The following is a 24,037-nucleotide window of genomic DNA, read 5'->3' as shown; positions in this document are numbered from 1 at the left end:
CGGGAGGCGATGGCCCGCCCGACGCGCGCGAGGGCGTCGGCCGACGCATCCGTCGTCAGAAGCGGATGACCTGGCGCACGGCCTCGCCCGCGGCGAGGCGGTCCATCGCGGCGTTGATCTCGTCGAGCGCGATCGTGCTCGAGATCAGCGCCTCGACGGGCAGCCGGCCCTCGCGCCACAGCTGCGCGTACATCGGGATGTCGCGGCTCGGCACCGCCGACCCGAGGTACGAGCCGACGATCGTGCGCGCCTCGGCGGTCAGCGTCAGCGGCGTGATCGTGCTCGTCGCGTCGGGGCTCGGCAGCCCCACCGTGACGGTGCGGCCGCCGGGCGCGGTGAGCGCGAACGCCGTCTCGAACGCACGCGGATGCCCGGCCGCCTCCACGACGAGCGGGGCACGGATGCCGCGGCCGATCGCCTCGTCGGGGGTCATGGCCTCGTCGGCTCCGAGCTCGCGTGCGCGATCGAGCTTCGCCGGAAGCGCATCGATGCCGATCACCCGGCCGTGCCCGAGCGAGACGGCGGTGATGAGGGCCGCCATCCCGACGCCGCCGAGGCCGACGACGATCACGTCCTGGCCCGGTTCGACCGCTCCGGCGTTGATCACCGCGCCGCCGCCGGTGAGCACCGCACAGCCGAGCACGGCCGCGACGTCGGGCCGCACGTCGGAGCCGACGACGACCGCCGAGCGGTGGTCCACGACGGCGTGCGTCGCGAAGCCGGAGACGCCGAGGTGGTGGCGCACGGACCGGCCGTCGCGGTGCAGCCGCGATCCGCCGGCGAGGAGGACGCCGTCGTTGTTGGCACGCGTCCCGCGTTCGCAGGGGAGCCGGCCGTCGGTGCGGCATGCGGCGCACTCGCCGCAGCGCGGCAGGAACGACATGACGACCCGGTCACCGACGGCGAAGCCGGGAGTCTCGGCGCCGGCCTGTTCCACGATTCCGGATGCCTCGTGCCCGAGCAGCATCGGCACCGGGCGGGGCCGGTTGCCGTCGACGACGGAGAGATCGGAGTGGCAGACTCCCGCGGCCTCGATGCGCACGAGCAGCTCGGTCGGACCGGGCGCCTCGAGGTCGAGCGAGCTGAGCGTGATCGGGCGCGACTGTGCGAAGGGACGATCGCGGCCGATCTCTTCGAGCACGGCTCCGGTGATCTGCATGCGGCCTCCTTCGGCTCTGCGTTCAATCTATCGCCGGGGATGGCGCGCCATCGGCCGGGGATGGCGCGCCTCGGATCGGCCGGGGCTGGCGCGCCTCGGATCGGCCGGGGCTGGCGCGCCTCGGATCGGCGCCGGTGGCGCGCTTCGCATCTCCGTGAGGCGAGGGGATTCGGCTGAGAGAGGGGGATTTGAGCCGTATCCGTCCTCTTCCCGGCCGAATCTCCTCCGGTCGGCGGTGTGGTCCGCGGGGGCGGCAGCGAGTCGGCGGGCGGTCGTACCCGGCCCGCGAGGCTCCCCGGCCGGCGCGGGATCAGCCGCGGGCGAGCCGCAGCGAGAACTCGATCGTCCCCTGCTTGTCGACCGAGACGAAGCCGAGTGACGGCGCCTCGATGCCGAAGTCGGCGAACGTGATCGGGATGCTGCCTGCGACGTGCGCGCCGTCACCGTCGAAGACGGCGTCCATCCGCACCGTCACGTCCCGAGTGGCGCCCGCGAGCGTCAGCGACCCGCTCGCCGTCACGGACCGGGCGACGCCCACCCGGGGAGCGGATGTCGCGACCACCGGCCCCGTGAGGGTGAACGTCGCGGTCGGGTAGCGGAACGTGCGCATCGCGGTGTTGCGGAAGTAGGAGTCGCGGCTGCCCTCGTCCGTCGTGATCGACGCGACATCGACGGTGACGGATGCCGCCGTCAGTGCGTCGCCCTCGACCGTCAGCTCGCCGGTGACCTCTTCGGTGCGGCCGACGACGGTGACGTCCGTGCCGTTCAGCACCTCGTCGACGCGGTAGCCGGCGAACGAGCCGTCGCCCACGGTCCAGGTTCCCTGCACGGCGCTCGGCGCGATCGTCGGGCCGCCGGTCGTCGCGGCGACGGTGGGGGCGGGCGCCGCCGTGTCGACGATCACGTCACGGTAGAAGATCGGCCCGGCGATCGCGGCGATGGCACCCACCGCGACGATGCCGCCGGCGATCCACACGAGGGCGCGCTTGTTCATCGCATCCAGGGTAAGCGGGCACCGTCGACGGATGCGGCCGAGCTGGCGTCCGGTCGGAGCGTTCAGCGTCGCTCGTGTGTGGTTGCCGCCCCACGGCGTGGTCACGCCGCCGGGGACGCATCACCGACGGAGGCTGCGCAAGCTGGCGTCCGCTCGCGTGCGTTCCCTGCCGCTCGCGTGCGGCGCCGCCGCCCCGACGCTCGGTCAGCGCCGACGCTGCGGACGCAGGATGATGCCGAAGATCCAGTTGATCACGGTGATGATCAGCGCGGCGAGCACGCCCCACCAGAAGCTCTCGACGCGCAGGCCCCAGCTCCACCAGTGCGTCAGCCATGCCGTGATCCACAGCAGCAGGCCGTTCACGATGAGCGAGATCAGCCCGAGCGTGAGGATGTAGAGCGGGAACGCGACGATCCGGATGATCGTGCCGATGATCGTGTTCACGATCGCGAAGATCGCCGCCACGGCGAGCAGAGTCAGGATGAGCTGGAGGGTGTCGCCGGGCGGGAACGCGATGACCTTGACCGTCAGCGCCGGAATGAGGGTCACGACCCAGATGGCGAACGCGTTGATCACGACGCGGATGATGAATCGCATCGGCCCAGTCTGGCATGCAGGGGTCTCGCGGGGCGAGAGGTCGCGGCGAACGGCGCCGAGCCGTTACGCCCCTCGGGGTGAGCTTCCCTCGAGCCGTTCTGCCCCGCGGCGTGAGCTCGCGCGCCGAGCCGTTCTGTCTCGCGGCGTGAGCTCGCGCGCCGAGCCGCTCCGCGCCGCGGAGTCAGTCCCGCGAGACGGGGACGTCCTTCATCGTCTTGATACCCGGGATCGTCACATCGACGCTGTCGGTCCCGTCAGGCAGCGGCGGCATGATCATCGAGATGAGCACCCCGGTGCCGTCGGAGCTGTCGGGAAGCGTGTCGCAGAGGCATCCGGTGTTCTGTCCGCTGACGTCCCGGGCGTTCGCGTACGTGTACGGCCGGTACGTCTTGCCGCTCGCGTCGACGAGCCCGATGTTGCGGGTGTCCTGGAACGGCGTGACGGCGAACTGGAAGGAGTTGATCCGCGCCTCTTCGCCCGACGCGGTGGCGATGCGCAACTCGAGCATCGTGGAGTCCGGCAGCGCGTCGAGGGAGACGACGTCGATCGTGACCGGCGTCTTGTCGAGGGAGTCGATCGTGCCGTCGGTGTGCGCGATCGAGGTGGTCGGCACCGTGGCGTCGGCGATCCTCCTCGCCACCTGGTCGACGCTCAGCGCGGTGGGCGTCGGGGTGTGCGAGGGGTCGGGCGTCGACGTGGACGTGCAGCCCGCGAGGGCCGCGATCAAGGCCGTCGCCGCGCCCACGGCGACCGCCGAGGTGGCAGCGCGGCGACGCATCCGGCTCATCATTTCTCCCCCTTCGTCGCGAACGACACCGTCACCCGGCGGTTGAGCTGCCGGCCTTCGGCGGTGGTGTTGTCGGCGACCGGGTCCTGCTCGCCGTGCCCGGCCGTCTCGAACGACACTCCGCTCGTCGTCACGAGGGGTCTGAGCGCCTTCAGCACCGAGCGCGCGCGAGCCTCGGACAGCGTCTGATTGTGCGCATCCGAGTCGACCGAATCGGTGTAGCCGTCGATCATCACCGTGCCGGTGCCGTGCGCGTTGATCTTGTCGGCCACGTCGCGGATCGCGTCCTTCGCCTTCGGGGAGAGGTCCGACCGGTCGTTGGCGAACAGCACGTCCGACGCCAGCGCGATCGTCGTGCGCGTCGGGCTCGTGGAGGTCGCCGCAACGGGATCGGCGACGTTCGTCGTCAGCGGCCGGGTCGCCTGCTTCACGTCACCGCCGGCGATGGCGGCCTCGTCGGGAAGGGCAGGCCAGGACCCGAGCGGAACGGGCGCTTCCGCCGTGGGACCCTTCGGCGGCGCATCCTCGACCGGAATGCCGGGGAGGAACGCGTATCCGCCGATGCGGACGGTGACCGTCTTCATGCCGGCCGGCAGTTCGGGCAGGATCGCGTAGCCCACGGTCGGCGTGCCGTTCGCATCGGTGCCGGTGAGGTCGCCGTTGTAACTGCAGAGACAGTCGCCGCCCGAGATCATCGGCTGATAGAGCGCGTTGTGAGCGGCGTCGACGATGTCGATGCGCGCGAGCGCCATCGCGGGGAACGGGTCGCTCAGCGACTTCCGCTTCATGAAGAACACATCGGCGTCGCCGGAGGCGTTCGGCGCGACCGCGTAGTGCACGAGCGTGCCGTGCGGGATCCGCGAGACGGCGAGGATTCCGACGTTGATCTGCTCGGCGCCGATCGTGACGAGACGGTACGCCGTCGCGGCTGCCAGCGGCGCCGTGGCCGAGCCGGGGTCGGACGGGGAGGGCGTCGCGGCGGCAAGGGGCCGGTGGTCGAACCCGGTGGGCGCGGATGCGGCGGCGGGAACCGCGAGGGTCGGCTGTGCGATCGTCGAGGAGCCGGATGCGGCGGCTGGAGCCGCGAGGGAGGGTTGCGCGATCGTCGAGGAGCCGGGTGCCGCGGCCGCCGGGGTCGCGAGGGTCAACGCTCCGATGACGGCCGCCGCTGCGGCGATCGCCTGGTGTCCTCGTCTCATGATCTCCACGGTTCCGTTCCCGACGTGCCGTGCGGCCGCGTCATCCGTTCGCCCTTGCACGGTAACCGCCGCCCCCGGACGGGTTCCATGGGCACATTTCCCCATCCGACTCATGGTGGCCGCCTCGACTCGCTGCGCTCGCGCAGCGAGCCGCGAGACGGCGGAGCGGCGTCGCGGGACCCTTCACCTGTCGCAAATCGACCTTCTTCGGTCGCAGGAAGGTCGATTTGCGACAGGCGAGCGGTCCCGGCCGAGCGGTCCCGCCCCGGCCGAGCGGTCGCGGCCGAGCGGTCCGGGCCAGCGGTCCCGCCGAGCGGCCCGGGCGGGACGCACCGGCGGGCCCTCGTAGACTCGGAGCGTGACCGAAGACGTTCCTGTCCGCATCCGCCCGGAGATCGCCGCACTGCCCCCGTACAAGCAGGGCAAGCAGGCCGGCCCCGACGCGTTCAAGCTCTCCAGCAACGAGAACCCGTACGAGCCGCTGCCCGCCGTCGTCGAATCGCTGCGGCGCACCGTGGGCGTCAACCGGTATCCGGATGCGACGGCCGCCCGCCTCCGTCAGGCGCTCGCGACCCGGTTCGGGGTCACCCCCGACGAGGTGCACATCGGCGCCGGCAGCGTCTCGATCCTCTCCCAGCTCATGCTCGCCGTCGCCGCTCCCGGCGACGAGATCGTCTATGCGTGGCGCTCGTTCGAGGCGTACCCCGGACTCGTGCTGATCGCCGGCGCCACTCCCATCGAGGTGGCGCTCACCTCCGACGCGCGCCACGACCTCGACGCGATGGCCGGCGCCGTGACCGAGCGCACCCGCGCCGTGATCGTCTGCAGCCCGAACAACCCGACCGGCCCGATCGTCACGCAGGCGGAGTTCGAGGCGTTCCTCGCGAAGCTCCCCTCCGACCTTCTCGTCGTGCTCGACGAGGCGTACGCGGAGTTCGTGACCGACCCCGACGCCGTCGACGGGATCACGAAGCTCGGCCGCGGCGACCACCCGAACGTCGTCGTGCTGCGCACGTTCTCGAAGGCGTACGGCCTCGCCGGCCTCCGCGTCGGGTACGCCATCGGACACCGCCGCATCCTCGACGCGGCCCGCTCCACCGCCGTGCCGCTGTCGGTCACCGCGCAGTCCGAAGAGGCCGCGCTCACGAGCCTCGACGCGGAGACCGAGCTGCTCGAGCGCGTGCACACGATCGCCGCGCGCCGCGACCGGCTCGCCGAGGCTCTCCGAGCGCAGGGCTGGCGCATCCCCGTCGCGCAGGGCAACTTCATCTGGCTGCCCACCGGGGACAGGACGATGGATGTCGCGGCGCGCTTCGAGGAGGACGGATGCATCGTCCGCCCCTTCGCCGGCGACGGCATCCGCATCTCCGTCGGCGAGGAAGAGTCTGTGGAGCGCGTACTGCGGATCGCGGGATCCGTTGTGGAGACTCTCCCATAACGCGATCAGGCCCACGGGCTAGCGTGGAACGGTGACCCAGACCCCCGACGCGACAGACGATCCGGGCCTGGTGCGGGTGCTCGCCGCCGACGGCACCTTCGCCCCCACCCCGGCCGCCGAGGCGTACGTCGACCTGATCGAGGCGCTCGACGACGTCGAACTCGAGCAGTTCTACCGCGACATGGTCGTGGTGCGCGCGTTCGACCGACAGGCGACGAACCTCCAGCGCCAGGGTCAGCTGGCCCTCTGGCCGCCGAGCTACGGGCAGGAGGCCGCCCAGGTCGGCTCGGCCCGCGCCGCACGCGCGCAGGACCACCTCTTCCCGTCGTACCGGGAGCACGTCGTCTGCACGATCCGCGGCGTCGACCCGCTCGACATCATCCGGCTCATGCGCGGGCTCACGCACGGCGGCTGGGATCCGACGGACCCGGCGAATGGCAACACGCACATCTACACGCTCGTGCTCGGCTCGCAGACCCTGCACGCGACCGGGTTCGGGATGGGTCTGGCGTTCGACGGCAAGTGCGGCACGGGCGACGTCGACCGCGACCAGGCCGTGATCGTCTACTACGGCGACGGCGCGTCGAGCCAGGGCGATGTGCACGAAGCCATGGTGTTCGCCGCGAGCTACCAGACCCCCGAGGTGTTCTTCCTGCAGAACAACCACTGGGCGATCTCGGTGCCCGTGGCCACCCAGGCGCGCGTGCCGCTCGCCGAGCGCGGCGCCGGCTACGGCATCCCGTCGCTCCGCCTCGACGGCAACGACGTGCTCGCCAGCTACGCCGTCACCCGGCGGGCGCTCGACGAGGCCCGCTCGGGGCAGGGCCCCCGCGCCATCGAGGCCGTCACCTACCGGATGGGCGCGCACACGACGAGCGACGACCCGACGAAGTACCGCACCTCCGACGAGGAGCGGTCGTGGGCCGAGCGTGACCCCATCGCCCGCATGCGGGCCTACCTGCGCGGGCGGGGCGCCCCCGACGCCTTCTTCGACGACGTGGATGCCGAAGCCGCCGCGGGCGCCGACGACGTCCGCGAGCGCACCACGGCGCTCGGCACCATCCCGACGTCGACGATGTTCGACCACGTGTACTCCGAGCCGCATCCGCTGATCGACCGGCAGAAGCAGTGGCTCGCCGGGTACGAGGCATCCTTCGAGGAGGGCACCCGATGACCGGCAACTCCTCACATCAGGTCGTTGAGCGAGCCGAGGGCGAGTCGGAACGCCCCTCTGCGGACGTCGTTCCGACTCGCTCCGCGCGCTCAACGACCGACATCCAGACCATGCCGTTCGCCAAGGCGCTGAACGCGGGGCTGCGCCGCGCGATGGAGGAGAACGATCGCGTCCTGCTCATGGGCGAGGACATCGGCAAGCTCGGCGGCGTCTTCCGCGTCACCGAGGGGCTGCAGGCGGCCTTCGGCGACCGCCGCGTGCTCGACACCCCGCTCGCCGAATCCGGCATCGTCGGCACGGCGATCGGGCTGGCGATGGCCGGGTTCCGGCCCGTGATCGAGATCCAGTTCGACGGATTCGTCTTCCCCGCGTTCGACCAGATCACGACGCAGCTCGCGAAGCTCACGAACCGGCACGAGGGCGCGCTGCGCATGCCGGTCGTCATCCGCATCCCCTACGGCGGGCACATCGGCGCCGTCGAGCATCACCAGGAGAGCCCGGAGACGTACTTCGCGCACACGCCGGGCCTGCGGGTCGTGTCGCCGTCGACACCCAACGACGCGTACTGGATGATCCAGGAGGCGATCGCCTCCGACGACCCCGTCATCTTCCTCGAGCCGAAGGCGAAGTACTGGCAGAAGGGCGAGGTCGACGCATCCGCCCCCGCCCTGCCGCTGCACGCGTCGCGCATCGTGCGCCGCGGGACGGATGTCACGCTCGTCGGGCACGGCGCGATGGTGACGACGCTGCTGCAGGCGGCGGCGCTCGCCGAGGGCGAGGGCACGTCGTGCGAGGTCGTGGACCTGCGGTCGCTGTCGCCGATCGACTACGGTCCGCTGCTCGACTCGGTGCGCCGGACGGGCCGGATGGTCTACGCCCAGGAGGCGCCGGGGTCCGTGTCGGTGGGCAGCGAGGTCGCCGCCACCGTCATGACCGAGGCGTTCTACGCGCTCGAGGCGCCCGTGCTGCGGGTGTCGGGCTTCGATGTGCCGTTCCCGCCCGCGAAGCTCGAGGGCGTGTACCTGCCCGATCCCGATCGCATCCTCGAGGCCGTCGACCGCTCGCTGGCCTACTGACCAACCGCCGCCTCGACCCCGGGGTGAAGAAGGGAACGACATGAGCATCCAGACCTTCGTGCTGCCGGATGTCGGCGAAGGCCTCACCGAGGCCGAGATCGTCAACTGGCGCGTCGGCCCGGGCGACGCCGTCGCCGTCAACGACGTGCTCGTCGAGATCGAGACCGCGAAGTCGCTCGTCGAGCTTCCCTCGCCGTTCGCCGGGACCGTCGGCGACGTGCTTGTAGGCGAGGGTGTGACGGTGGATGTCGGCACGCCGATCATCACGATCGCGGCGGATGACGCGTCCGACGCCGTCCTCGGGCAGAGCGCGCACGGTGAGCCCGAGACGCAGCCCGCGTCGGAGGGATCGGTGCTCGTGGGCTACGGCACCGGCGGGCCGGTCGCGTCGCGCCGCCGCAAGCCCGCCGAGCGCCCAGTGAACTCGTCGATCGGCGTCGTCGCGAAGCCGCCGATCCGCAAGCTCGCGCGCGACCTCGGGATCGACCTCGGCTCGGTGACGCCGTCGGGGCCCGCCGGCGAGGTCACCCGCGACGACGTCATGAAGCACGCGTCGCAGGCGAGCGTGTTCCGCAACATCGCGACGCCGGAGTGGCCGGACGTGCGCGAGGAGCGCATCCCCGTCGCGGCTTCGGCCGCGGTGGCGTCCGTCGGCTCGGACGAGGAGCACCGCGTTGAGACGATCCCGGTGAAGGGCGTGCGCAAGGCCACCGCGTCGGCGATGGTGGGGTCGGCCTACAGCGCCCCCCACGTGACGGTGTGGACGGATGTCGACGCCACGCGCACGATGGAGCTCGTCAAGCGGCTCAAGGCGTCGCCGGACTTCGCCGACGTGAAGGTGTCGCCGCTGCTGGTCATGGCGCGGGCGGTGATCTGGGCGGTGCGCCGCACGCCGACGGTCAACGCCGCGTGGGTCGACACCGACGGCGGGTCGGAGATCCGCGTGCGGCACTACGTGAACCTCGGCATCGCGGCGGCGACGCCGCGCGGGCTGCTCGTGCCGAACATCAAGGATGCGCAGAACATGACGATGCGCGAGCTGGCCCGGGCCTTGGAGAAGCTCACGCTCACCGCGCGCGAGGGTCGGACGACGCCGGCCGATCAGCAGGGCGGCACGATCACGATCACGAACATCGGGGTGTTCGGGATGGATGCGGGGACGCCGATCATCAATCCCGGCGAGGCGGGCATCGTCGCGATGGGCACGATCCGGCAGAAGCCGTGGGTCGTCGACGGCGAGGTGCGCCCGCGGTACGTCACGACGGTCGCGGGATCGTTCGACCACCGTGTCGTCGACGGCGACGGGATGAGCCGGTTCATCGCCGACGTGGCGTCGATCCTCGAGGAGCCGGCGCTGCTGCTGGACTAGGGGATGCGTCGTCGTTCCCGGAAGAGCGGCGAACTGCGGAGCGGTAAAGTTGAGAATGATTCTCATTACGGTTTAGGGTGGGGTGAGTGATGAGAAGCCGATTGATCCCCGCCGCCGCGCTCGCGGCCACCGCATTCCTCTTCGCCGGGTGCTCCGGTTCGACGTCGGCCGACGGCGGCGACGGGAAGATCCCGGTCGTCGCGTCGACGAACGTCTACGGGGCGATCGCCCAGGCGGTCGGCGGCGACGGCGTCGACGTCACGTCGCTGATCGATTCGGCCGCCCAGGATCCGCACGAGTACGAGGCGAGCGCCCGCGATCAGCTGCGCGTGGCGAAGGCTGCGGTCGTGATCGAGAACGGTGGCGGCTTCGACCCGTTCGTCGACGGTCTGGTCGACGCATCCGGCACGAAGGCCGTCGTCCTCACCGCCGCGACCCTGTCGCCCGAGTACCCGTCTGACGGCGATCTCGAGACGCATCACGACGACGCCGACCACGCGCACGATCATCTCGAGGGGTTCAACGAGCACGTCTTCTACGACCCGGCCGTGATGGCGACGCTCGCCGACAAGCTCTCGAGCGAGCTGGGTGCGATCGACCCCGAGGGGGCGGATGCGTTCGCCGCCAACGCGAAGAATTTCGACGAGGGCATCGATAAGGTCGAGGCCGATCTCGCGCGGCTGAAGGCGGCGCACGAGGGCACGGGAGTGTTCGTCACCGAGCCACTCCCGCTCTATCTGACCGACGCCGCAGGGCTCGACAACAAGACGCCGAACGCCTTCAGCGAGGCGGTCGAAGAGGGACAGGACGTGCCGCCCGCGACACTCCTCGACGCGCTCAAGACGATCTCGTCGGGGCAGGTTGCGGTCGTGATCGTGAACGCGCAGGCCGGCGGTCCCGAGACGGATCGCGTGGAGCAGGCCGCGAAGGATGCCGGCATCCCGACGCTGCGCTTCTCGGAGCTGCTGCCGGAGGGCGAGACCTACCTGAGCTGGATGGCCGACAACGTGCGACAGCTCGGTGATGCGCTGGGGTGAGGTGACGCATCCGGTGGGTGAGTCCCGGAACCGGGGGGGCAACTCGCGGGACCGCGGGGCAACTCGGGGGAACCGGGGGGCAACTCGCGGAACCGGGGGGCAAGCCGGCGAACCGGGGGGCAACTCGGCGAACCGAGGGGCAAGTCGGTGCGGTGGACGCCGGCGTATGTATGAGAACCGTTATCACTAAGGTGGACTAGTGGAATCCGAGCAGCCGGGGGCGCCCCTCGTCATCGAGCACGCCGCTCTGCGCCGCGGAGCGCGCACGCTCTGGTCGGGCCTCGACCTCACGGTGCGGCCCGGCGAGCTCATCGCCGTGCTCGGACCGTCGGGCTCCGGAAAGACCACGCTGCTGCGCGCCATCCTCGGCCTCGACCGGCTGAGCGAGGGACGCATCTCCGCGTTCGGCGAAGAGGTCCACCGCGCTGGGAACCGCCGCATCGGGTACATCCCGCAGCAGCGGCCCCTCCCGCGCGACACCGCGATGCGCGCCCGCGACCTCGTGCAGCTCGGCGTCGACGGGCACCGTTTCGGCCTGCCGATCCCACGTCGCGGCGACCGCGCCCGCGTCGACGACCTGCTCGCGGCGGCCGGGGCGTCGGACTTCGCCGACCAGCCGGTCGGGACCCTCTCCGGCGGTGAGCAGCAGCGTCTGCGGGTGGCGCAGGCGCTCGCCGACGACCCCAAGCTCCTGCTGTGCGACGAGCCGCTCACGAGCCTCGACCTCGCCAACCAGGAGGCGGTCGTCCGCATGATCGACCATCACCGGCGCGAGAGCCAGGCCGCCGTGCTCCTCGTCACCCACGACGTCAACCCGGTGCTCGGCAAGGTCGACCGCATCCTCTACCTCGCGGGCGGGCGGTTCACGCTCGGTGCTCCGCGCGATGTGCTGCGCAGCGACGTGCTCACCGACCTGTACGGCGCCGCGGTGTTCGTGATGCGCGCCGGGAACCGGCTCGTCGTCGTCGGCGCGCCGGATGCCGAGGAGTCCCACCATCACCACGAAGGCGAGCACGAATGAGCTGGGGCGACGTGTGGAACGCCATGTTCGGCGGGATCGCCGACTACGGCGAGATCCTCGCGCTCGTGTCGAACTCGGTCTGGGCGGGCGCCGTGCTGGGCCTCGTCGGCGGGCTCATCGGCGTGTTCGTGATGCAGCGCGACATGGCGTTCGCCGTGCACGGCATCAGCGAGCTGTCGTTCGCCGGCGCGGCCGCCGCCCTCCTGATCGGGGCGGACGCCGTCACCGGCTCCATCGTCGGATCGCTCATCGCCGCCGCGCTCATCGGCTGGCTCGGCGCCCGGGCGCGCGAGCGCAACTCGATCATCGGCGTGCTCATGCCGTTCGGGCTGGGCCTCGGCATCCTGTTCCTGTCGCTGTATCCCGGGCGCAGCGCGAACCGGTTCAGCCTGCTGACCGGTCAGATCGTCACGGTGCAGAACGAGCAGCTGGGATGGCTCATCCTGATCGGCGCCGTCGTGCTGGTCGGACTCGTGCTGATGTGGCGCCCGCTGCGGTTCGACTCCCTCGACCCGCAGGCGGCCGCCGCGCGCGGCGTGCCGGTGCGCTGGGTGTCGCTCGGGTTCATGTTGCTGCTCGGCCTCGTGGTCGCGGTCGCCATCCACATCATCGGCGCGCTGCTGGTGCTCGCGCTCGTGGTCACTCCCGCCGCCGCGGCGATGAGAGTCGCCGCGGGCCCGGTGGCCGTGCCGGTGCTCGCGGCGGTGTTCGGGTTCGTCTCAGCCGTCGGCGGCATCCTGCTCGCGGTCATGGGCGAGCTGCCGGTGAGCCCCTACATCACGACGATCTCGTTCGTGATCTACCTCGTGTGCCGTGCGGCCGGTGCGCGGCGCGACCGCGTCACCCGGTCGGCAGCGTGACGGCGTCTGACCGCTTCACGCATCGGCCCGTCAGCGTGTGCGGGCGCGCGGCAGTCCGATCGTGATCGTCGTCCCGCTCGGCGAGGTGTCACTCAGCTCCACCCAGCCGCCGAACCGGCCGGTGGTGTCCTGGACCAGCGAGAGCCCGATGCCGAACCCGGTCCGCCTGCCCTCCGCGGTACCCGGCGCGTGCGCGAAACGGTCGAAGACCGCCTCCCGAGCGATGCCGCGGATGCCCGGGCCGCGGTCGGACACGGCGATCCGCACGCGGCTGCGGCTCGCCGTCACCGCGACATGCACCGTCTCCCCTGCGGGGGAATGCGCCACGGCGTTGTCGAGGAGGGCGACGAGCGCTCGGTGCAGGCTCGTCTCGGGGATCCGCACCTGCACGTCGGCCGGGACGTGATCCGCCGTCACGCCGACCCCGCGGTCGTCGCCGAGCATGCGCATCGACGCGACCGCCGTCGCGACGATCGGTGCCAGCGCCACGGGCGGCTGCCGGCCCGACGCGGTCACGTCCACGGCGTCGAGCAGATCGGCGACGACGGCGATCAGGGCACGGGAGTCCGCACGCAGCTCGGCGACGATGTCGCGATGCGCGTCGTCGTCGCTGAGCGACCGCTCGAGGACCTGCAGCCGGGTGTCGAGCACGGCCAGCGGCGTGCGCAGCTCGTGCGACGCATCTGCGACGAAGCGACGCTGTCGGGCGAGCGCATCCACGAGCGGCGCGACGGCACGCCGCGTGACGATGAGGCTCAGCGCACACGCGAGGGCGATCGCCAGGACGCCGATCACGGCGGCGGCGGTCATCGCATCCAGCCCCCCGACGTCGATCGTCTCCTCGTGATGCCGCCGGTCCAGCAGGTCGCGGAGAGGCACCTGACTGAGGACGACGACGATCACCGCCGCGAGCACCGCGGCCACCAGGACCGCTGCGGCAACCGTCATCCACGCCCCCACGGCCCACATCGTGCGACGGACCAGGCGGGCATCGGCATCCGCTCGCCCGTTCATCCGACGCCCAGCCGGTAGCCCCGCCCGCGTACGGTCGTGACGATGTCGCGGTCGGTCTTGCGGCGCAGGTAGTGCACATAGGTGTCGACGGTGCCGGGAGTGTCGGTCGGCTCGAAGACGGCCTGGAGGATCTCGGCTCGCGTGAACGTGCGCCGAGGATGCTGTGCGAACAGCCGCAGCAGTTCGGCTTCCCGGTCGGTGAGGATGGTGCGGCCGTCGTACGGCGAGTACACGGCGCGCGAGTCCGGGTAGAACTCCCAGCTGCCGATCCGCACGAACGGCCCCTCGCCGTCGTCGTTGCGGCGGATGGCTCGCAGCCGCGCGAAGAGCTCGTCGAACTCGAATGGCTTGACGAGGTAGTCGTTCGCCCCGGCATCCAGCCCGCTCACCTTGTCCTGCACGGTGCCGAGGGCCGTGAGGATCAGAGCGGGGGTGCGCACGCCCGCGGCCCGCAGCCGCTCCACGATCGACAGTCCGTCGAGGCCAGGCAGCCGCCGATCGATCACGAGCACATCGAAGCCGCCCGACGCCGCCGCGGCGAGGGCGTCGTCGCCGTCGGGCACGAGTGCGACGTCGTAGACCTCGTCGAGCACGCGCGCCGTGAGCGGCCCGAGCTGCGGATCGTCCTCGGCGAGCAGCAGGCGCGGGCGCCGGTCGCTCATCGTTCGCCTCCCATCGCGCCGCCTTCCGCCTCAGAGAAAAGATACGACCGAACCGCCCGCCGATGGGGGTCAGCGCAGGAACGGGATGCGGACAGCCAGCCGGTTCACGGCCATCGCGACGACCGGGACGAGGATCAGCGACGCGATGACGTCGCTGGGATAGTGCGCGCCGACGTACACCCGCGACCAGGCGGTGACGAGAGCGACGGCGGCGGCGACCGCGATCGCGACGATCCGCAGACGACCGGTGACGAGAACGATCACCACGGCGCAGCCGAGTGCGGCGGCGAACGCGGTGTGTCCGCTCGGGAAGCTGTAGGTGAGCGGCTCGGGCGTGAGGCCGAGCAGTGCCGGGTCGGGACGGGGACGCTTCACCACCTCCTTGAGCGACTCGGCCACCGCCCACGGCACGGCGAGGACCACGGCCGTTCGGGCGGTGAGCCGCCACGATCTCGTGCCGAGGTAGGCCACCGACAGCACGACGAGGACCACGAGGATCGCCCCCGCGGGTCCGAACGCGACGGCGATCGCCCCGCCGGCGATCTGAAGGCCGGCGCCTCCGGCGTGCTGCACCGCGCGGATCGCCTGGTCCTCGGCCACCGACCAGGCCGGGTGCGCCGTGATCACGAAGCCGGCCGCCGTCACCAGGGCGAGGACGATCACGGTGACGGTGAGAGGCATGGCGAGGCGTGAGCGCTGCCGGGGAGTGACGATTCGCAGGTCCATGCCGCGAGCGTGTCGCCCCGGCTCTGAGAAACATCTCAGATGCGACCGGCGCACTGGTTCTCCTGACACGCGGACGGAATCCGGATCCGGGTGCGTCCCGATTCGTCCGGGATCCTTGCTTCTGGGTGGATTCTTAGAGCCGGCGGTTCACCCTCGGCTGGTGAGCAGGCGGAACGCATCCTCGAATCCCGCGAGTCGGGTCGCCGATCCCACCGTGTCGTTCTGGATCGCGAAGGGCGCGTCGACGGCTCTCGGCGAGGCGCTGTCGGACTACTCGATCCATGTGCTCCCGCCGGTGGTCGCGGTGCTGCTCGGATTCGTGCTGTTCATCGGCGCGCTGGCCCTGCAGCTGAGCCGGCGTCGATATGTTGCGGGCGTGTACTGGCTCGCCGTCGCGATGGTGGGCGTGTTCGGAACCATGGCGGCGGATGTCGTGCATGTTGTGCTGGGCCTGCCCTACGTCGTCTCGGCCGTGGGATACGCGCTTGCTCTCGCACTCGTATTCGTCGGCTGGCGGAGGAGCGAGGGCACCCTCGACGTGCACGCGGTCACCACGACCCGCCGCGAGGTGTTCTACTGGGCGGCCGTGGTTGCGACGTTCGCCACCGGCACCGCCCTCGGGGACTTCACTGCGGTGGGCCTGGGGCTCGGCTACCTGTCGTCGATCGCCCTGTTCGCCGTGCTGATCCTCGTGCCGGCGCTCGGCCGCCGGTTCGGGCGCTGGAACGCGGTGTTCTCGTTCTGGTTCGCGTACGTCCTCACCCGGCCGCTGGGGGCGTCTGTCGCGGACTGGCTCGGCAAGCCCGTCGCCGACGGTGGCGTCGGGCTCGGAGCCGGCTGGGTCTCGCTCGGGTTCGCCGTGGTGATGGTCCTCGTCGTGGCGGTAGCGGCTCGCAGCCGACGTCGGGCAGCGCCGCCTCTCGGCCGTCGTTACGGTGCCCCGGCCTAGACTCGAGTCATGGCGCAGCGGAACACCTGGCAGCGGGAGCGCGTGCGCGAAGCCCTGACAGACGCCGCGGGCTTCGTGAGCGCGCAGTCCCTGCACGCCACCCTGCGCGAGGAGAACACGGGCATCGGACTCGCGACGGTGTATCGCGCGTTGTCCGACATGGCGTCGGCGGGTGATGCGGACTCGCTGCAGAGCCCCGAGGGCGAGAGTCTGTACCGTGCGTGCACGAGCCCCGGCCACCACCACCACCTCATCTGCCGTTCGTGCGGGCTGACCGTCGAGATCGCCGCCGACGACGTCGAGGAATGGGCGCGCGCGACTGCTGCCAGCCATGGGTTCACGCAGGCCGAGCATGTCGTCGACGTCTTCGGCGTGTGCCCCGACTGCACGGCTCGGCGGGCGGCGGACCGGCGAGGCGCGAGCTGACGTGACCCGGACGGAGGACACGGCATCCGGACCCCGCCCGAAGCCCCTGATCGATCGGCATCCTCGTCGCGCGCTGGCGCTCGGCGCCGGCGTCGCCGCGGTCGCGGCGCTGTTCCTCGTCGACGCCCTCGCCCCCGGCCTCATGCCCGGCGTGCCGACGCGCGCGCAGGACGGCCTGACCCTCGCGCTCAGCGTGCTGATCGAGTCGCTGCCGTTCGTCGTGCTCGGGGTGGTGCTCTCGATCGTCGTGCAGGTGTGGATCCCGCCGGGAGCGATCGAGCGATGGATGCCGCGGCGCGCGTCGGCACGGCGGGCGGTGCTGTCGCTCCTCGGCATGGTGATCCCCGTGTGCGAGTGCGGCAACGTGCCGTTCGCGCGCGGGCTGCTCATGCGCGGGTTCACGGTGCCCGAGACGATGACGTTCCTCATCGCGGCGCCGATCGTGAACCCGATCGTCATCGTCACGACGCACCAGGCGTTCGGCTTCGGCGACGGCATCCTCGTCGCGCGACTCGTGGGCGGGTACCTCATCGCCAACCTGATCGGCTGGATCTACAGCCGGCATCCCGACCCCGATGCGCTGCTCACGGAGCGGTTCCGCGACACATGCGAGCTCGTGGTGCACGAGCCGGGCGAGAGGTGGCGGCGCAGCCTCGCGCAGTTCGTCGTCGAGCTGCGGGCCGTGATGCCGGCGCTCGTGGTCGGCTCCGCGATGGCGGGTGCGGTGCAGGTGCTCGTTCCGCGCGACGCGCTGCTGGCGATCGGCTCGAACCCGGTGTTCTCGATCGTCGCGATGGTGCTGCTGGCCATGATCGTGTCGATCTGCTCGAACGTCGACTCGTTCTTCGCGCTGTCGTTCGCGTCGACGTTCACGCCCGGGTCCATCGTCGCGTTCCTGCTGGTCGGACCGCTCGTCGACGTCAAGATGCTCGCACTGCTGCGCACGACGTTCACGACGCGGGTGCTGGCCGGAATGGTCGTCATCGTGCTGCTCGCGGCGTTCGCGATCGGCGTGGGGGTGAACCTTGTCGCGTAGCGCAGCGGTGTGGAACCGCTGGCTCGGCGTCGGTCTCGCGTCGTGCCTCGCCGTCGTGACGCTCGGCCTCGCGCTCACCGGACGCCTCGCGCTCTACATCAACCCGTCGTCGAACTGGTTCGCGATCCCCATGGCCGTGCTGCTGCTGGTCGGGGCGGCCGCGAGCTTCCTCCTCCCGCTCGGCGCGGAGGAGGACCACGGCCACGACCACTCCGCGAGTCCCTCGGCGCCGGACGAGCCACCGCGAGATCGTACGATCTCGCCGAGTGCACATGAAACCGCGCGCAGTTCGATGTTCAGTGGGCGAAATCGTACGACTTCGCGGGAAGCGGCCGCGGCTTCGCGGGAAGCGGCGGGCGCTTCGGCGAAGGCGGCTCGCCGAGCGGGCGCCGTCGTCGTCGGCGCGGGCGGGGTCGTGGCATCCGGGGTCATGCTGTCGGCGCTGCTGCTGCCCCCGGCCGCGCTGTCGGCCGAGATCGCGCAGACCCGCGACGTCGGCGCCGCGCCGCTGTTCGCCGGGGCCGACATCCTGAACCTGGCGACGCACGGCGACGTGTCGGCGTTCGGGGTCGGCGACTGGGCGAGCGTGTTCGCGACTGCGACGAATCCGGATGCGTTCGAGGGCGACGCCGTCACCCTCACGGGATTCGTCACCCCGGGCGACGGCGGCGCCTTCGACCTCACCCGCCTCGTCATCACGCATTGCGTCATCGACGCGCAGCCGGCGAACGTCCCGATCGCAGCGACGGGCGCGGCGCCGGCGACCGGCACCTGGGTCGAGGTCACCGGCACCGTGACGTCGACGTCCGACGGATCCCTTCAGATCGCCGCGACGAGCGTCAAGCGCATCGCCGAGCCGAAGGATCCGTATGAGTACTGAGGCCGGCACGCGCCGCGCCGCAGCCCGGCGCCGGCGTGGACGCGCGTTCGCGGCGACCTTCGCCGCGGTGATCGGACTGCTCGCGGTGCTCGGCCTCGCCGGCACCGCCGCCAGCGGCACGCAGGGCCCACGCGTGACGAAGGTGCAGATGGATGCCGATGCGGCGACCACCGCCTCCGGCGCGCGCCTCATCGTCACGATGAACCAGTCGCTGCATCCGATCACCGCAGATCAGGTGACGGTCACCCCCGCCGCCGACTTCACCGTCGACACCTCCGGTCGCGGAATGGGCGTGCGCTTCACGCTGCCGCTGCACGACGACACCGACTATACGGTGCGCTTCACCGGCGTGACCGGACTCGGCGGCGGCCCCGCGGCCACCGTCACGCAGCGGTTCCGGACGCCGAAGCAGCAGGTCTACATGCTGCAGCGCGGCGACGTCGAGGACCGCATCCTCCGCACCGACCTCACCGGATCCGACCCCGAGCCAGTGTTCCGCCACCCGCACATCGAGGACTTCCGCGCCACGAGCGGCCACCTCGTCGTCTCCACCCTCGACGCCCACGGCAAGGCCGCACTCGTCGTCACCGACCTTCAGGGGCGGCAGCAGCGCGACCTGCCGCTCCCGGGCGACGGCGCCGTCGCGGCGCTGCAGAGCGCCGACCGCGGCGAGCTCATCGGCTACACCTACTCCGACGCGAACCTCGGGCGGGAGGGCGCCCGCGAGAGCCGGCTGTACACCGCGTCGCTGAAGGATGCGGCGGCCAGCACTCCGCCCACGGCCGTCGCCGTCGGCGGCCGCGAGCAGCGCGTCGCGGACTGGCGGTTCGTGCCCGACAGCGACAGCATCCTGGTCCTCACCTACGACGGACGGATGCTGCTGAGCGGCGCCACCGGCACGGGAGCCGCAGACCTCGGTACCGGGAACGCCATCGACGGCATCGCCCGCGGCTCGTCGGTGGCAGTGGTGGAGCGCGCCGACGGCATGGTGACCGTCGACCTCACCGACGGGAAGCAGCAGGCGCTGGCGGCCGCCCGGGCGCACGGCCGCGACGTGCCAGGCCGGATGGGCGTCGTCGTCCCCGTGCCCGGGGAGGCCGCCGGATCCGTGCGCCCGTACAGCGTGCTCGACGTCCCCGGCGGTTCCGGCGCGGGGCAGGGCGTCGCCGAGGGCACCACCGTGTACCGCGTCGCGGCCGACGGTGCCGCGACGGCGGTGTTCGACATCCCGCCCACCGACGCGGTGATCCAGGTGTGCGTCTCGCCGAGCGCCCAGTACGCCGCCATCGCCGTCTCGCCCGACACCGTCGCGAACACCTACGACGACTACCTGCTGCCGATGCCGGACAAGGTCGTCACGCACGTCGTCTCCCTCGCCGATGCGCACGAGGTGCACTCGTTCAGCGGCTTCGGCATCTCGTGGTGCCAGACCCCGCCGCCCGTGGGGCAGTGAGCGGTCTCGAGTCCGTGCCGGCACAGCGGATGGGTCGGTTCGCGCGCGTCCTGCGGCCTCGCTCGGCGGCGTGAACGCTGGTCCGCGGCGTGCCAGGGCTCACTGGTTCTCCGTCACCCCCACTGCCGCGCGAAGGTCCGCAGCATGCGGCCGGGTTCGGTGACGGATGCGTCGAGCACGCGCGCCGCGATCTCGTCGTACTCGTCGGCGGCGAAGTATCCGCCGTCGCGGTAGAACGCCATCCGCTCGGTGAACGGCAGCGGCGTGGACTCGGGATGGAACTGCGTCGCGTAGAGCCGATCGCCCACGCGGTACGCCTGCACCGGGCACGCGTCGTTCGTCGCGAGGAGCACCGCGACGGGCGGCGGAGTGCCCGATCCCTCCTTGTGCGCGGACAGCGCCGTGAACTCCGAGGCGAGCGTCGCCGTGAGCGGGTCGTCGCGCCCGGCGTCGGTGAGCCGCACCACGGTCGGCCCGGTCGGCTCGGGGAAGCTGCGACTCACCTCGCCGCCCAGCATCCGCGTCACGATGCCGATGCCGTAGCAGGTGAACAGCGCCGCTGTGCGGGACTCCACCGCGGCGGCCGCCACCGTCTCGAGATCGACCTCCACCCGGCGCTGCACGGTCGATTTCGCCTCTTCGGCATCGCTGACGTTGAACGGGCTGCCGCCCACGAGGAATCCCGACCACCGCTCGAGCGCATCGGGAGGCAGCGGGTCGGTCGTGAGATCGTGCATCTGCAGCGACTCTTCGTCGAGGCCCGATTCGGTGCGGAATGAGGCGTACTCTGCCAGGGCCGCCTCGCGCTGCGGGCGCACGCACAGGTAGACCAGCGACATGGCGCGAGTCTAGGGCGCCGATCGCTCGGCGCTCGTGCAGCGCGGGTCGCAGAAGCAGGCTCGATCGACACCTGGTGGGCCGCAGCCGCTGCCCCCGGCCGATCCAGCCTGCTTCTCCGACGTTGGGGGCCGCAGAGCCACGTACCTGTGCCGCGGAGTGGACGCTCGCGTATCGTGGGGGCGGGCTCCCCGCCCGTCCGAGACAATGAACGAATCCGATCCCGCCGCGCCCACCGGCCCCGCCACGCCACCCCCTCCCGGTGCGGCCGACCCCGCCGCGACCCTCCGCCCCGCGACGCGCGCCGACCTGCTGGGGCTGCCGCTCGACGTCGCGCCGCGGCTGCTCGGCGGCGTCCTCGCCGTGACGGTCGACGGCGAGAGCGTGGCCGCCCGCATCACCGAGGTCGAGGCATACCACGGCAAGGGGACGGGGCCCGTGCCCGACCTCGGGTCGCATGCGCGCATGGGGTACACGCGCCGCAACGCGACGATGTGGGGCGAACCCGGCCACCTGTACGTCTACCTCAGCCACGGCATCCACTCCTGTGCGAACGTCGTCTGCGGGCCGGAGGGCGAGGCCGGCGGAATCCTGCTGCGCGCCGGCGAGATCATCGAGGGCGTCGACATCGCCCGTCGCCGTCGCCCCGCGGCGCGCACCGATCGCGAGCTCGCGCGAGGACCGGGCCGGTTCGGCGATGCGATGGGCCTCCGCCACGCGCTCCACGACGGCATCGACGCCGTCACGGGCGAGCCGCAGAACGGCGCCGCGGCGCACCTGCAACTGCGCATCGACCCCGAGACGGACGTCGCCTCCGGTCCTCGCGTCGGGATCGCCGGTCACGCCGGAACGGATGCGTTCCCGTGGCGCTTCTGGATCGCCGGCGACCGCACGGTGTCGCCGTTCCGGTGGGGGCGAGGAGCCGCGGAAGCGGCGGCCGCGGCGCAGTCGATCAGTCCTCCAGGATGAGACGGCGCACGGCGCGGGCCAGCCACGCGCGGTAGGCCTTCGCGCTCCATCCGGCCTCGACCACGAGCTGGGTGTAGCCCTCGGGCGAGATGAGGAACGACAGCTCGGCGGCGAGCTCGGCGTCGGGCCGCTCGCTGTGGCACAGGCCTTTCGCGCGGTACATCTCGATCGACGCGCGCATGTCGGCCTGCCTGTTGCGTTGCAGCTGCTCGAGCCGCCGGCCCACCTCGTCGTCGCCGGCGGCCGCTTCGACCAGGCGTGGCCAGAGCCACGCCGCCCGCTTGTTCGCCTCGGCGACGAAGGCGAGCTGGAAGTCGAGCAGCTCGTCGCCCTCGAGCGCCGCGGCCCGTTCGCCCAGCTCACGGCCGTGGAGGGGCCCCTCGCCCTCCGCGCCCGCGAACGCGTGGTCGAAGCCGGCGAGCAGGAGGGCCGCCTTCGGACCGTTCTGCTTCACCGTCTCGAGCGACACTCCGGCCTCCTTGGCGATGACGGCGAGGGATGCGCCGGAGTAGCCGGACGTTCCGAACACCTGCACCGCCGCATCGAGGATGCGCTGTCGCGTCTGGGCAGCCTGGGCTTCGCGCAGGGGAGAGACGTAGGGGGGCATTGACTTTCCTTAGAGGGTAGTGAATACTCCTGAAGTACTTTCAACCTACCATCGAAAAGGAGATGCCGTGCTCTCGCTTCTCATCTGCTGCACGCCGGTGCACGGGCACGTCACGCCCCTGCTCGCCGTCGCACGCACCCTGGCTGCTGCCGGACACGACGTGCGCTTCCTCACCGGGCGGCGCTACCGCCGCGCCGTCAAGGAGACCGGGGCGCGGTGGATTCCGCTGCCTGCCGCCGCGGACTACGACGACACCGACATGGATGCGGCGTTTCCCGGCCGCACGGGCCGCCGGGGCGTGGACGGCGCACGGTGGGATCTGCAGCACATCTTCCTCGACCCGGCGCCGGCGCAGCTGCGCGCCGTCGACGACGCGCTCCGGGAGCAGCCTGCGGACGCCGTGCTCGCCGAGAGCATGTTCCTCGGCGCGCTGCTGCTCCTGGAACGCCCCGCCGCCGAGCGCCCGCCGGTCGTGAACCTCGGCATCGTCCCGCTGGGCCTGCGCAGCCGCGACACCGCGCCCTTCGCCCTCGGCATCGCCCCACTTTCCGGACCGGTCGGACGCGCGCGGAACGCGTTCCTCACCTGGACCAGCGACCGCTTCGTGTTCGGCGGACTGCAGCGCTCGGCCGAGGAGATGGTGCGCCAGCTCACCGGACGCCGGCTGACGGAAGCCGTCATGAACTACCCCGCGATGGCCGACGCGATCGTGCAGTTCACGGTGCCCGAGTTCGAATACCCCCGCAGTGACGTGACGGTGCCGGTGCACTTCGTCGGCCCGGTGTCCCTCCACAATGCGTCGACGGCGCCGCTGCCGGACTGGTGGGACGACCTGCACGACGGACGCCCGGTCGTCCATGTGACCCAGGGCACCGTCGCGAACGGCGATCTCGAGGAGCTCATCCTCCCCACGATGCGGGCGCTCGCCGATCGGAACGTCCTCGTCGTCGCCGCCACAGGCGGCCGCGACATCCCGCAGTCCGACCTTCCCGCCAACGCCCGCGTGGCGCACTTCCTGCCGTACGACCGCCTCTTCCCGCTGACGAGCGCATTCGTCACGAACGGCGGCTACGGCGGGGTGCACTACGCGCTGGCGCACGGGGTGCCGATCGTCGCGGCGGGGGCGACCGAGGACAAGACCGAGGTGTCGGCGCGCGTCGCCTACACGGGCGCCGGCCTGCGCATCAGGCCTCGCGATGGCCGCGTGGCGCCGAAGCACATCGCCGCCGCGGTCGACCGCGTACTGAGGGAGTCGTCGTTCCGGGCCGCGGCACAGGGGATCGGGGCCGCGATCGGCCAGGCGCCCGGCCCGGCCGCCGTCGTCGAGGTCGTGCGCGGCCTCGTCGAGGTGCGCACGCCGTAGACCGGGCGGCAGAAATTCCCCGGTCAGCGGTCAGGAAGTGACTTCCTTGCGGAAGTGGGCTATGGTCAGCCGGAATACCCGCCAGCTAGCAACCAGGGAAGCGAGTATCCACGATGGCTGACAAGCACAACGCCAAGAAGGCTCCTCAGGCCACTCTCAAGGAGAAGCGGGCGCAGAAGAAGGAGCGCGCCGGGGAGAACATCGTCAAGTCGCGCAAGCGCTGACGTTCTGGGGGATGTCGCGCGACGGCCTGGGGGTGGTCGTCGGCGCGGCATCCCCACATCGTGGCCGGCTGCGGCATCCGTCGCCTGATCCGCCCGCGCCGTCAAGGCGACACGCCCACGCGTGATAGACTCGCTCTTTGTCTGCGCGCACTCCAGCACGCAGTTCGCGTTCCGACTCTC

The 24,037-nt window shown here is 71.5% G+C and carries 24 protein-coding genes; 14 read left to right on the top strand and 10 right to left on the bottom strand.

All coding sequences use genetic code 11. From position 1 onward, the window contains the following. Positions 1 to 55: 55 nt before the first annotated feature. The 5 genes from AC3RX1_RS04565 to AC3RX1_RS04545 all read right to left on the bottom strand — a co-directional run bounded on the left by AC3RX1_RS04565 (position 56) and on the right by AC3RX1_RS04545 (position 4,736). Positions 56 to 1,159, bottom strand: a complete 1,104-nt coding sequence (locus AC3RX1_RS04565) for an alcohol dehydrogenase catalytic domain-containing protein (RefSeq protein ID WP_491500057.1) — start codon at positions 1,157 to 1,159, stop codon at positions 56 to 58. A 310-nt stretch (positions 1,160 to 1,469) separates the two neighbouring features. Further along, positions 1,470 to 2,153 carry a YceI family protein gene (locus AC3RX1_RS04560; protein WP_491500056.1) on the bottom strand — a complete coding sequence of 228 codons (684 nt, stop codon included), beginning with the start codon at positions 2,151 to 2,153 and terminating at the stop codon, positions 1,470 to 1,472. Positions 2,154 to 2,357: 204 nt separating this feature from the next. Next, complete coding sequence (locus AC3RX1_RS04555; protein WP_491500055.1) at positions 2,358 to 2,750, bottom strand: phage holin family protein; 393 nt, start codon at positions 2,748 to 2,750, stop codon at positions 2,358 to 2,360. Positions 2,751 to 2,931: 181 nt separating this feature from the next. Further along, positions 2,932 to 3,528 (bottom strand): hypothetical protein, encoded by a 597-nt coding sequence (locus AC3RX1_RS04550; protein WP_491500054.1) that lies wholly within the window; start codon positions 3,526 to 3,528, stop codon positions 2,932 to 2,934. Positions 3,529 to 3,536: 8 nt separating this feature from the next. Further along, on the bottom strand, positions 3,537 to 4,736 hold the full coding sequence (locus tag AC3RX1_RS04545; RefSeq protein WP_491500053.1) for an OmpA family protein: 1,200 nt from the start codon (positions 4,734 to 4,736) through the stop codon (positions 3,537 to 3,539). 358 nt (positions 4,737 to 5,094) lie between these two features. Between AC3RX1_RS04545 and AC3RX1_RS04540 the strand changes: the two genes are divergently transcribed. The 7 genes from AC3RX1_RS04540 (at position 5,095) to AC3RX1_RS04510 (ending at position 12,711) form a co-directional block, all read left to right on the top strand. After that, on the top strand, positions 5,095 to 6,174 hold the full coding sequence (locus AC3RX1_RS04540; RefSeq protein WP_491500052.1) for a histidinol-phosphate transaminase: 1,080 nt from the start codon (positions 5,095 to 5,097) through the stop codon (positions 6,172 to 6,174). 31 nt (positions 6,175 to 6,205) lie between these two features. Continuing rightward, on the top strand, positions 6,206 to 7,348 hold the full coding sequence (locus tag AC3RX1_RS04535) for a thiamine pyrophosphate-dependent dehydrogenase E1 component subunit alpha (RefSeq protein WP_491500051.1): 1,143 nt from the start codon (positions 6,206 to 6,208) through the stop codon (positions 7,346 to 7,348). A gap of 110 nt (positions 7,349 to 7,458) precedes the next feature. After that, entirely contained in the window at positions 7,459 to 8,424 is a 966-nt protein-coding gene (locus AC3RX1_RS04530) for an alpha-ketoacid dehydrogenase subunit beta (RefSeq protein ID WP_491500093.1), read from the top strand. A gap of 40 nt (positions 8,425 to 8,464) precedes the next feature. Further along, on the top strand, positions 8,465 to 9,793 hold the full coding sequence (locus AC3RX1_RS04525) for a dihydrolipoamide acetyltransferase family protein (protein ID WP_491500050.1): 1,329 nt from the start codon (positions 8,465 to 8,467) through the stop codon (positions 9,791 to 9,793). A gap of 89 nt (positions 9,794 to 9,882) precedes the next feature. After that, positions 9,883 to 10,830, top strand: coding sequence for a metal ABC transporter solute-binding protein, Zn/Mn family (locus AC3RX1_RS04520; protein ID WP_491500049.1), 948 nt, complete (start codon positions 9,883 to 9,885; stop codon positions 10,828 to 10,830). A gap of 199 nt (positions 10,831 to 11,029) precedes the next feature. Beyond that, positions 11,030 to 11,851 (top strand): metal ABC transporter ATP-binding protein, encoded by an 822-nt coding sequence (locus tag AC3RX1_RS04515; RefSeq protein ID WP_491500048.1) that lies wholly within the window; start codon positions 11,030 to 11,032, stop codon positions 11,849 to 11,851. Then, the gene (locus AC3RX1_RS04510) at positions 11,848 to 12,711 is read left to right on the top strand and encodes a metal ABC transporter permease (RefSeq protein WP_491500047.1); all 864 of its coding nucleotides are present in this window, start codon (positions 11,848 to 11,850) and stop codon (positions 12,709 to 12,711) included. The genes AC3RX1_RS04515 and AC3RX1_RS04510 overlap by 4 nt, the downstream gene beginning before the upstream one ends. Before the next feature lie 30 nt (positions 12,712 to 12,741). Here AC3RX1_RS04510 and AC3RX1_RS04505 read toward each other — a convergent pair whose 3' ends face one another. From AC3RX1_RS04505 to AC3RX1_RS04495, 3 genes are all read right to left on the bottom strand, one after another. Continuing rightward, on the bottom strand, positions 12,742 to 13,725 hold the full coding sequence (locus AC3RX1_RS04505; protein WP_491500046.1) for a sensor histidine kinase: 984 nt from the start codon (positions 13,723 to 13,725) through the stop codon (positions 12,742 to 12,744). Next, the gene (locus tag AC3RX1_RS04500) at positions 13,722 to 14,387 is read right to left on the bottom strand and encodes a response regulator transcription factor (RefSeq protein WP_491500045.1); all 666 of its coding nucleotides are present in this window, start codon (positions 14,385 to 14,387) and stop codon (positions 13,722 to 13,724) included. Before AC3RX1_RS04500 ends, AC3RX1_RS04505 begins: the two co-directional genes overlap by 4 nt. Before the next feature lie 69 nt (positions 14,388 to 14,456). Further along, positions 14,457 to 15,113, bottom strand: coding sequence for a phosphatase PAP2 family protein (locus tag AC3RX1_RS04495; RefSeq protein WP_491500044.1), 657 nt, complete (start codon positions 15,111 to 15,113; stop codon positions 14,457 to 14,459). A gap of 160 nt (positions 15,114 to 15,273) precedes the next feature. On the opposite strand from AC3RX1_RS04495, the gene AC3RX1_RS04490 reads away from it, so the two are divergent. From AC3RX1_RS04490 to AC3RX1_RS04470, 5 genes are read left to right on the top strand one after another with little or no spacing between them, the layout of a single operon-like run. Then, positions 15,274 to 16,062, top strand: a complete 789-nt coding sequence (locus AC3RX1_RS04490; RefSeq protein WP_491500043.1) for a COG4705 family protein — start codon at positions 15,274 to 15,276, stop codon at positions 16,060 to 16,062. Positions 16,063 to 16,071: 9 nt separating this feature from the next. Further along, positions 16,072 to 16,488, top strand: coding sequence for a Fur family transcriptional regulator (locus AC3RX1_RS04485; protein ID WP_491500042.1), 417 nt, complete (start codon positions 16,072 to 16,074; stop codon positions 16,486 to 16,488). A 1-nt stretch (position 16,489) separates the two neighbouring features. After that, the gene (locus AC3RX1_RS04480) at positions 16,490 to 17,524 is read left to right on the top strand and encodes a permease (RefSeq protein ID WP_491500041.1); all 1,035 of its coding nucleotides are present in this window, start codon (positions 16,490 to 16,492) and stop codon (positions 17,522 to 17,524) included. Beyond that, positions 17,514 to 18,404 carry a TIGR03943 family putative permease subunit gene (locus AC3RX1_RS04475; RefSeq protein WP_491500040.1) on the top strand — a complete coding sequence of 297 codons (891 nt, stop codon included), beginning with the start codon at positions 17,514 to 17,516 and terminating at the stop codon, positions 18,402 to 18,404. The genes AC3RX1_RS04480 and AC3RX1_RS04475 overlap by 11 nt, the downstream gene beginning before the upstream one ends. Further along, positions 18,394 to 19,857: a hypothetical protein gene (locus AC3RX1_RS04470; RefSeq protein WP_491500039.1), complete on the top strand. Its 1,464-nt coding sequence runs from the start codon at positions 18,394 to 18,396 to the stop codon at positions 19,855 to 19,857. The genes AC3RX1_RS04475 and AC3RX1_RS04470 overlap by 11 nt, the downstream gene beginning before the upstream one ends. A gap of 113 nt (positions 19,858 to 19,970) precedes the next feature. Here the strand turns inward: AC3RX1_RS04470 and AC3RX1_RS04465 are convergent, their stop codons facing one another. Then, entirely contained in the window at positions 19,971 to 20,696 is a 726-nt protein-coding gene (locus AC3RX1_RS04465; RefSeq protein WP_491500038.1) for a glutamine amidotransferase-related protein, read from the bottom strand. Positions 20,697 to 20,901: 205 nt separating this feature from the next. Here AC3RX1_RS04465 and AC3RX1_RS04460 point away from each other — a divergent pair, with 205 nt between their 5' ends. After that, positions 20,902 to 21,663, top strand: a complete 762-nt coding sequence (locus AC3RX1_RS04460; RefSeq protein WP_491500037.1) for a DNA-3-methyladenine glycosylase — start codon at positions 20,902 to 20,904, stop codon at positions 21,661 to 21,663. On the opposite strand, the gene AC3RX1_RS04455 is transcribed toward AC3RX1_RS04460, so the two are convergent. Beyond that, positions 21,647 to 22,270: a TetR/AcrR family transcriptional regulator gene (locus AC3RX1_RS04455; protein ID WP_491500036.1), complete on the bottom strand. Its 624-nt coding sequence runs from the start codon at positions 22,268 to 22,270 to the stop codon at positions 21,647 to 21,649. The genes AC3RX1_RS04460 and AC3RX1_RS04455 overlap by 17 nt on opposite strands. 67 nt (positions 22,271 to 22,337) lie before the next feature. On the opposite strand from AC3RX1_RS04455, the gene AC3RX1_RS04450 reads away from it, so the two are divergent. Beyond that, entirely contained in the window at positions 22,338 to 23,633 is a 1,296-nt protein-coding gene (locus AC3RX1_RS04450; protein WP_491500035.1) for a glycosyltransferase, read from the top strand. The last annotated feature ends 404 nt before the right edge of the window (positions 23,634 to 24,037 follow it).

This window comes from Microbacterium altimontanum (genome assembly GCF_058349865.2).
Note: the sequence above shows the minus strand (reverse complement) of the source record. Positions and strands in the feature narration are given on the sequence as shown.

Coding starts and splice junctions, on each gene's coding strand:
- AC3RX1_RS04565 (WP_491500057.1), bottom strand. CDS start 1,159: ATGCAGATCACCGGAGCCGTGCTCGAAGAGATCGGCCGCGATCGTCCC.
- AC3RX1_RS04560 (WP_491500056.1), bottom strand. CDS start 2,153: ATGAACAAGCGCGCCCTCGTGTGGATCGCCGGCGGCATCGTCGCGGTG.
- AC3RX1_RS04555 (WP_491500055.1), bottom strand. CDS start 2,750: ATGCGATTCATCATCCGCGTCGTGATCAACGCGTTCGCCATCTGGGTC.
- AC3RX1_RS04550 (WP_491500054.1), bottom strand. CDS start 3,528: ATGCGTCGCCGCGCTGCCACCTCGGCGGTCGCCGTGGGCGCGGCGACG.
- AC3RX1_RS04545 (WP_491500053.1), bottom strand. CDS start 4,736: ATGAGACGAGGACACCAGGCGATCGCCGCAGCGGCGGCCGTCATCGGA.
- AC3RX1_RS04530 (WP_491500093.1), top strand. CDS start 7,459: ATGCCGTTCGCCAAGGCGCTGAACGCGGGGCTGCGCCGCGCGATGGAG.
- AC3RX1_RS04525 (WP_491500050.1), top strand. CDS start 8,465: ATGAGCATCCAGACCTTCGTGCTGCCGGATGTCGGCGAAGGCCTCACC.
- AC3RX1_RS04520 (WP_491500049.1), top strand. CDS start 9,883: ATGAGAAGCCGATTGATCCCCGCCGCCGCGCTCGCGGCCACCGCATTC.
- AC3RX1_RS04510 (WP_491500047.1), top strand. CDS start 11,848: ATGAGCTGGGGCGACGTGTGGAACGCCATGTTCGGCGGGATCGCCGAC.
- AC3RX1_RS04505 (WP_491500046.1), bottom strand. CDS start 13,725: ATGAACGGGCGAGCGGATGCCGATGCCCGCCTGGTCCGTCGCACGATG.
- AC3RX1_RS04500 (WP_491500045.1), bottom strand. CDS start 14,387: ATGAGCGACCGGCGCCCGCGCCTGCTGCTCGCCGAGGACGATCCGCAG.
- AC3RX1_RS04495 (WP_491500044.1), bottom strand. CDS start 15,113: ATGGACCTGCGAATCGTCACTCCCCGGCAGCGCTCACGCCTCGCCATG.
- AC3RX1_RS04485 (WP_491500042.1), top strand. CDS start 16,072: ATGGCGCAGCGGAACACCTGGCAGCGGGAGCGCGTGCGCGAAGCCCTG.
- AC3RX1_RS04470 (WP_491500039.1), top strand. CDS start 18,394: ATGAGTACTGAGGCCGGCACGCGCCGCGCCGCAGCCCGGCGCCGGCGT.
- AC3RX1_RS04465 (WP_491500038.1), bottom strand. CDS start 20,696: ATGTCGCTGGTCTACCTGTGCGTGCGCCCGCAGCGCGAGGCGGCCCTG.
- AC3RX1_RS04460 (WP_491500037.1), top strand. CDS start 20,902: ATGAACGAATCCGATCCCGCCGCGCCCACCGGCCCCGCCACGCCACCC.
- AC3RX1_RS04455 (WP_491500036.1), bottom strand. CDS start 22,270: ATGCCCCCCTACGTCTCTCCCCTGCGCGAAGCCCAGGCTGCCCAGACG.